The following is a 5989-nucleotide window of genomic DNA, read 5'->3' on the forward strand; positions in this document are numbered from 1 at the left end:
GGGAAGGGCCGGGGATGGGGGGGCGCTCGCCCGCCGCGGGGAATCCGCTGTCGGCTCCGAATCCCTGCCGTTCTTCGCGCGGAGCACGCACCCGCCCGCTGCCGAATTCGGCCGCTGGGGATGAAGTGGTCCGGCCCTTGCTCGCGACACGGGCTCGTAACCGCGAGTCCGCACAGGACGGGAGCTTGGGGGCATGGTGGATCAGGACCAGACGGGCTGGGACATGGAAGAACGCGAGGAACGGGCGAACCACGCCCTGGCCGCCTACCGCGAGCGGCGCCGCCTGCGCCGCGGCGACGACACGTGGTTCGGCGCCGGCGAGGGGCTGCTGGACGAAGCCGGGCTCAACGCCGACGAGGTGAGCCGCCGCCGCATGGACGTCATCCAGGAAGCCGTCGCCGTGGGCATGAGCGACGAGCTGGCCGAGATGCTGTACGACGTGGCGCACGAGGAGGGGCTGGACCCCGCCATGGCGTTCGAGCTAGTCCGCAGCGGCATGGGCGTGCTGCCGCCGGCCGAGGGGCTGGAGAACGCGCCCCAGTTCGCCACGACGGACAAGTACCGCCCCGAGTGGCTGGAAGAGCCGGTGGATCCCGACACGGTGCTGCGCGAACGCACGCTGCGGTTTAGTTTTCGCAGGCTGCGCGGATTGCTGGAGCAGCACACGGGCGATGCGGCGGCGGCGTTCCGCGCCTTTGCCCGCGAGCCCGACGTGGGAGCGGTGGGGTACTGACACCCCGCCGGTCCGCGCGTTTTCACATCTGAGACGGTTCTTTAGACCATGACCGACGACGCGGGCGCCCCGGCGGCCCCCAACGCGTTTGCCGACCTGGGCATCGCCCCCGAGATCCTTACCGCCCTGGAGGGGCTGGGCTACGAGGAGCCCACCCCCATCCAGGTGCGCGCCATCCCCATCCTGCTGGGCGGCCGCGACGTCATTGGCCGCGCGGCCACCGGCACCGGCAAGACGGCCGCGTTCGCCCTGCCGCTGGTGCAGCGCGTGGACCCCGCATCGGGGAGCATCCAGGCCCTGGTGATGGCCCCCACGCGCGAGCTGGCCGTGCAGGTGGCCGAGGCCACGCACAAGTACGGCGCCCGGCGCGGCGTGCGCGTGCTGGCCGTCTACGGCGGCCAGGACATCAGCCGCCAGCTGCGCGAGCTGCGCCGCGGCGTGCACGTGGTGGTGGGCACGCCCGGCCGCCTGCTGGACCACATCCGCCGCGGCTCGCTGGACCTGTCCGGCACCGGCTACGTGGTGCTGGACGAGGCCGACGAGATGCTGGACATGGGCTTCATCGAGGACATCGAGGCCATCCTCGACGCCCTGCCCTCGGAACGGCAGACGGCGCTGTTCTCCGCCACCTTTCCGCCGCGCATCGCCGACCTGGCGCGCAAGGCGCTCAAGGAGCCGGAGCGCGTCACCATCGAGCGCGAAAAGCTCGACACGCCGCTCGTGCGGCAGGTGGCCTACCTGGTGCCGCGCCAGCACAAGCTCGAGGCGCTGGCCCGCGTGCTGGACGTGGAGGCGCCCACCAGCGCCATCATCTTCTGTCGCACGCGGACGGAGGTGGACGAGCTGACGGCGGCCCTGGGCGTGCGCGGCTACCACCCCGAGGCGCTGCACGGCGGCTTGGCCCAGGCCCAGCGCGACCGCGTGATGACGCGCTTTCGCCAGGGCACGGCGGACCTGCTCATCGCCACGGACGTGGCCGCGCGCGGCCTGGACGTGGAGCACGTCTCGCACGTGGTGAACTACGACATCCCGCAGACGCCCGAGGTCTACGTGCACCGCATTGGCCGCACGGGCCGCGCGGGGCGCGAGGGGACGGCGCTCACGCTCGTCCTGCCGCGCGAGCGCTTTTTGCTGCGCGCCATCGAGCGCACGACGGGGCAGCCCATCGAGCACGCGCGCGTGCCCAAGTCGCAGGAGGTGCGCGAGCGCAAGCGGGCGCGCCTGTCCGACGCCGTGCGCGACCTGATCGCCACCGGCGAGGGGCTGGAGCCGTTCCGGCAGATGGTGCACGGCTTGGCCGAGCAGTTCGACCTGGTGGACGTGGCCGCGGCCGCCATCCGCCTGGCGGGCGAGTCGCGGGGCACCGAAGAGGCGGGCGACGACGCGGACATCCCCGAGTTCGAGGTGCGCGACCGTGGCGGCGACGACCGTCCGCGCGAGTCCCGCCGCGGCGCCGAGGGCCGGCGCGGTGAGGGCGGGGGCGGCGGCGGGCGGGCGCGCGGCGCGGCGGCCGGCAAGGCCACGCTGTACATCGGCATCGGGCGGCGGCGCGGCGTGCGGCCGGCGGACATCGTGGGCGCCATCGCCGGCGAGGCGCGGGTGAGCGGCGACACCATCGGCGCCATCGAGATCGCGGACCAGTTCACCCTCGTGGACGTGAACGAGGCCGATGCCGACCGCGTGATCCAGGCGCTCAGCGGCGCGCAGATCCGCGGGCGTCCCGTGAGCGTGCGCCGCTCGCGCGAGGACCGTGGCGAGTCGTACGGCGGCGGCGGAGGCGGCGGATACCAGGGCGGCGGCCGGCGCTACCCCCGCCCGCGCGACGACGGCCCGCCGCGGCGTCCGCGCTACTGATCGACATCGGCTGATCTGCCGAGACGCCCCCGCTCCGCATCACGCGGGGCGGGGGCGTTCTTTTGGGGGACGGCTTTACTGCTTTCTCACGCAGAGGGAGCAGAGGCAGCAGAGAACTGCGTTTCTACGCGTGGACCTGCTCGTCCGCCAGGAACGGGGCGGGGTGGTCCGACGGGACGATGCCGACGGCCGCCGCGCGCGCGAACAGCTCGCGGATGGCGCGCTCGCCCTGGTCGCCTACGTCCACCGAGTGCTCGTTGACGTACAGGTCGATGTGCTGCTGCGTGACCGCATCGTCCATCTCCTGCGCGTGCAGGCGGATGTAGGGGCGCGCGTCGTCCGGGCGCGCGAACGCGTGCTCCACCGAACGGCGGATGGCGTCGTCGATGGCGCGGATGGTCTCGTCACCCAGGGCGCGGCGGGCCATGATGCCGCCGAGCGGGATCGGCAGCCCCGTCGTCTGCTCCCACCACTCGCCCAGGTCCACCACCTTCACCAGCCCGTGCTGCGGATACGTGAAGCGCGACTCGTGGATGATGAGCCCCGCGTCCACCTCGCCGCGCTCCACGGCCGGCATGATGTCGCTGTAGACGCGCTCGATACCCGGCTCGGCGTCCGGCGCGAACAGGCGCAGCAGCAGGTTGGCCGTCGTGTTGCGGCCGGGGATGGCGATGCGCTTGCCCGCCAGCTGCTCGCGCGTGAACGGCTCGCGCGCCACGATCAGCGGCCCGCACCCGCGGCCCAGCGCGCCGCCGCTACGCAGCAGCACGTAGTCGCGCAGCAGGGCGGGCGCGGCCCCGTACGAGATCTTGGTGACGTCCAGCGCCGCCGCCGCGGCCAGGCGGTTGAGCGTCTCCACGTCCTCCAGCCGCTCCGTGAAGCGCATTCCGTTCGCGTCCACCACGCCGTGCACGAGCGCGTGGAAGATGAACGTGTCGTTGGGGCACGGTGAATAGCCCAGCGTCAGCGTGCGGTCCTGCGATGCGTCGGTCATGTCTGCGTCTGCTCTATGGCTGATGATCCCGCGCGGGATCTGATTCTGGTGCGATGCGGATGAGCCGATGGGGTCCGCCGGATGCGCGGCATCCTGCACGGGCGAGTGGCCCCCTCCCCCCACCCCCTGCCCCCGCTGTCGCGGGGGAGGGGGAGAACTGCAACTGCCCCGCCTCTCCTATTCCGTGCTCGATCCAACTCGTTGTTCCTGAGGGAGGCGCCGCGCGATCCTTGCCCGTACGCGGACCTCCGGCGCCGACCGAAGGATCTCCTCTCCCGTGCTCGACCGTCGCTTCCCTTCGTGATCCCGCCTGGCCAGCATCTGCCGCGACTCCGCGTTCGTGCGTGGGCCGGCAAGATCCTTCGGGGCTGCACGCATCCAGCGACGGTCGAGTCCGTGAGGGCCCCTGAATAGAAAGAGGGCTGGTTCTGGCGTGTAGCAGGCCTCACGCGAGCGCCCCCTCCGGGCTCGCGGAGCTCGCCCACCTCCCCCAAAAAACCCTGGGGGAGGTTGAACTACTGCTTTCATCCCGCAGGGTGCGCGCAACGCCGAATGACTCAGGAAGACAATTGCACGAGGCTCGTGCACCCCACGGCCCTCTGCCCGCGCCGGACCCGTCGGCGCAGGCCGACATCACGTTTTCGGTGCCGCGACTTCAGTCGCCGGGGCTGGGGCGCCGCCTCATCGTCGGATTCGACGTCGGGCGGACAGGCCTATCCCCACGCCCCGACGACCACGCGCACGGCCTGCTGCGCGGCTTCGGCGGCGTCGCGGATGCGCCAGCGGGACATATCGCGGTCCTCCACGAGATTGCTGATGGCGCGCAGCTCCAGGAATGGTACACCATAGATTGCCGCGACGTGCGCCAGCGCCGCGCCCTCCATCCCCTCCACCAGCGCGCCGGGCACGCGCGCGGCCATCGCCTCGCCTCCCGCCGCCGTCCCCGAGCAGCACGACACTGTCACGAACGGGCCCGTCCGGACGTCGTAGCCCGCGGCGGCCAGCGCCGCGCGCGCGCGCTCCACCCGCGCGGCGTCCAGCGCGAACGCGTTGAACGTCCGCGCATCGCCCGACTGCCACAGCGGGATGCCGATGCCCTCGGTGGACATCCATCCGCCCGGCGCCTGCACGCCCTCGTCGCCGTAGACAGCCGCGCTCGCGAGGGCGATGGATCCCACGTCCAGCCCGCCGCCCGGGTACGCGCCCCCGATCCCGAAGCCGAGGGCGCCGCGGACCTCCGTCGTCTCCAGCAGGGCCGTGAGCGCCTGCGCGGCGTTGGTCTTTCCCATCCCGCCGGCCACGAGGACCACGGGCGCCCCATCCAGCCGCCCCCTCCACGCCGGCTTGCGGCCGACGAGGGTCTCGCGGACGTCGTCCATCGCCTCGCGCAGCCGCTCGCACTCGAACGGGACGGAGCAGACGAGGGCCAGGGGGGCGGATGCGGTCACGCGGATGCTCTTTCTGCGGGCGTGTGGCTTGCGCTGGGCGACGATGCCCCGAATTTACGTGCCCGTCGGGGCCCGGTAAACGGACCGGTCCCGATCCATCCGTACTCGATGAACATGCGACGCGCCGCCGTCCCGCTGCTCCTTCTGCTGATTGCCGCCTGTACGCCCGCGCCGCGCCGTCCCGCCGCCGTGGCGCCGCCGCCCGTCGCGCCGCCGGTGGTGCGGCCGCCCGCGCCGCCGCCCATCGTGCAGTTCCAGAACGTGTGGACGCGCGACGCGGGCACGCAGCTGCGCACGGACGCGGGCGGGGTGCCGCTGCCCTACGTCTTCATGCGGCTGGAGGTGCTTCGGGCGGATACGGCGGACCTGCTGGTGCGCTGCCCCGTGTGCCCGGGTACGCCGGAGGGGTGGATCGAGCGCGCCCGCGTGGTGCACGCCCCCCTGCGCCCGGCCGACGCGGCGCGGCTGGACCTGGCGGACTTTGTCCTGTCCGTGCGCGAGGCGGCCGCGCAGCGCGACGTGGAGGCGCTGCGGTCGGTGATGGCGCGCGACTTCGTGCACACGCTGGGGCCGCTGGAGATGGGGCTGCTGGAGACGTTCGCGTCGTGGGAGCGCGAGGGCTACCGCACGCTGGACCGCATGCCGTTCCTGCTGGACCGCGGCGTGGCGACGGTGGTGGGCACGCCCGTGTGGGCCGCGCCGCCGGAGTACGCGTCGCAGCAGGGCTACGGCGACCTGCGCGCGGGCTTTCGCCGCGGGCCGGACGGGTGGGAGTGGATCTTCCTGGTGCGCGGCGGTGCGTGAGCCCTCACCCGCTCGCTGTCGCTCGCACCCTCTCCCGCAAACTGCGCGGGAGAGGGTGTAGACTTCGAACGTGGTATTTGCACGTCAGCAGGCTCCGAGGCGTGTTCGCAGTTCTCCCCCTCCCCCGCGAAGCGGGGGCAGGGGGCCGGGGGGAGG

Annotated in this window: 5 protein-coding genes; 3 read left to right on the forward strand and 2 right to left on the reverse strand. The window is 72.9% G+C overall.

All coding sequences use genetic code 11. The features are described 5' to 3' along the window. Positions 1–193 precede the first annotated feature (193 nt). Together VFZ20_RS01525 and VFZ20_RS01530 are read left to right on the forward strand one after the other, a co-directional pair. Positions 194–733, forward strand: coding sequence for a hypothetical protein (locus VFZ20_RS01525; protein WP_329682047.1), 540 nt, complete (start codon positions 194–196; stop codon positions 731–733). Positions 734–781: 48 nt separating this feature from the next. Continuing rightward, positions 782–2587: a DEAD/DEAH box helicase gene (locus tag VFZ20_RS01530; protein WP_329682048.1), complete on the forward strand. Its 1806-nt coding sequence runs from the start codon at positions 782–784 to the stop codon at positions 2585–2587. Positions 2588–2711: 124 nt separating this feature from the next. Here the strand turns inward: VFZ20_RS01530 and VFZ20_RS01535 are convergent, their stop codons facing one another. Both VFZ20_RS01535 and mqnB read right to left on the reverse strand, forming a co-directional pair. Continuing rightward, the gene (locus tag VFZ20_RS01535; RefSeq protein WP_329682049.1) at positions 2712–3581 is read right to left on the reverse strand and encodes a 1,4-dihydroxy-6-naphthoate synthase; all 870 of its coding nucleotides are present in this window, start codon (positions 3579–3581) and stop codon (positions 2712–2714) included. 713 nt (positions 3582–4294) lie between these two features. Next, the gene (mqnB, locus tag VFZ20_RS01540) at positions 4295–5029 is read right to left on the reverse strand and encodes a futalosine hydrolase (protein ID WP_329682050.1); all 735 of its coding nucleotides are present in this window, start codon (positions 5027–5029) and stop codon (positions 4295–4297) included. A gap of 108 nt (positions 5030–5137) precedes the next feature. Between mqnB and VFZ20_RS01545 the strand changes: the two genes are divergently transcribed. After that, positions 5138–5833 carry a hypothetical protein gene (locus VFZ20_RS01545; protein WP_329682051.1) on the forward strand — a complete coding sequence of 232 codons (696 nt, stop codon included), beginning with the start codon at positions 5138–5140 and terminating at the stop codon, positions 5831–5833. The last annotated feature ends 156 nt before the right edge of the window (positions 5834–5989 follow it).

The organism is Longimicrobium sp., from assembly GCF_036280135.1.
Classification (GTDB): domain Bacteria; phylum Gemmatimonadota; class Gemmatimonadetes; order Longimicrobiales; family Longimicrobiaceae; genus Longimicrobium.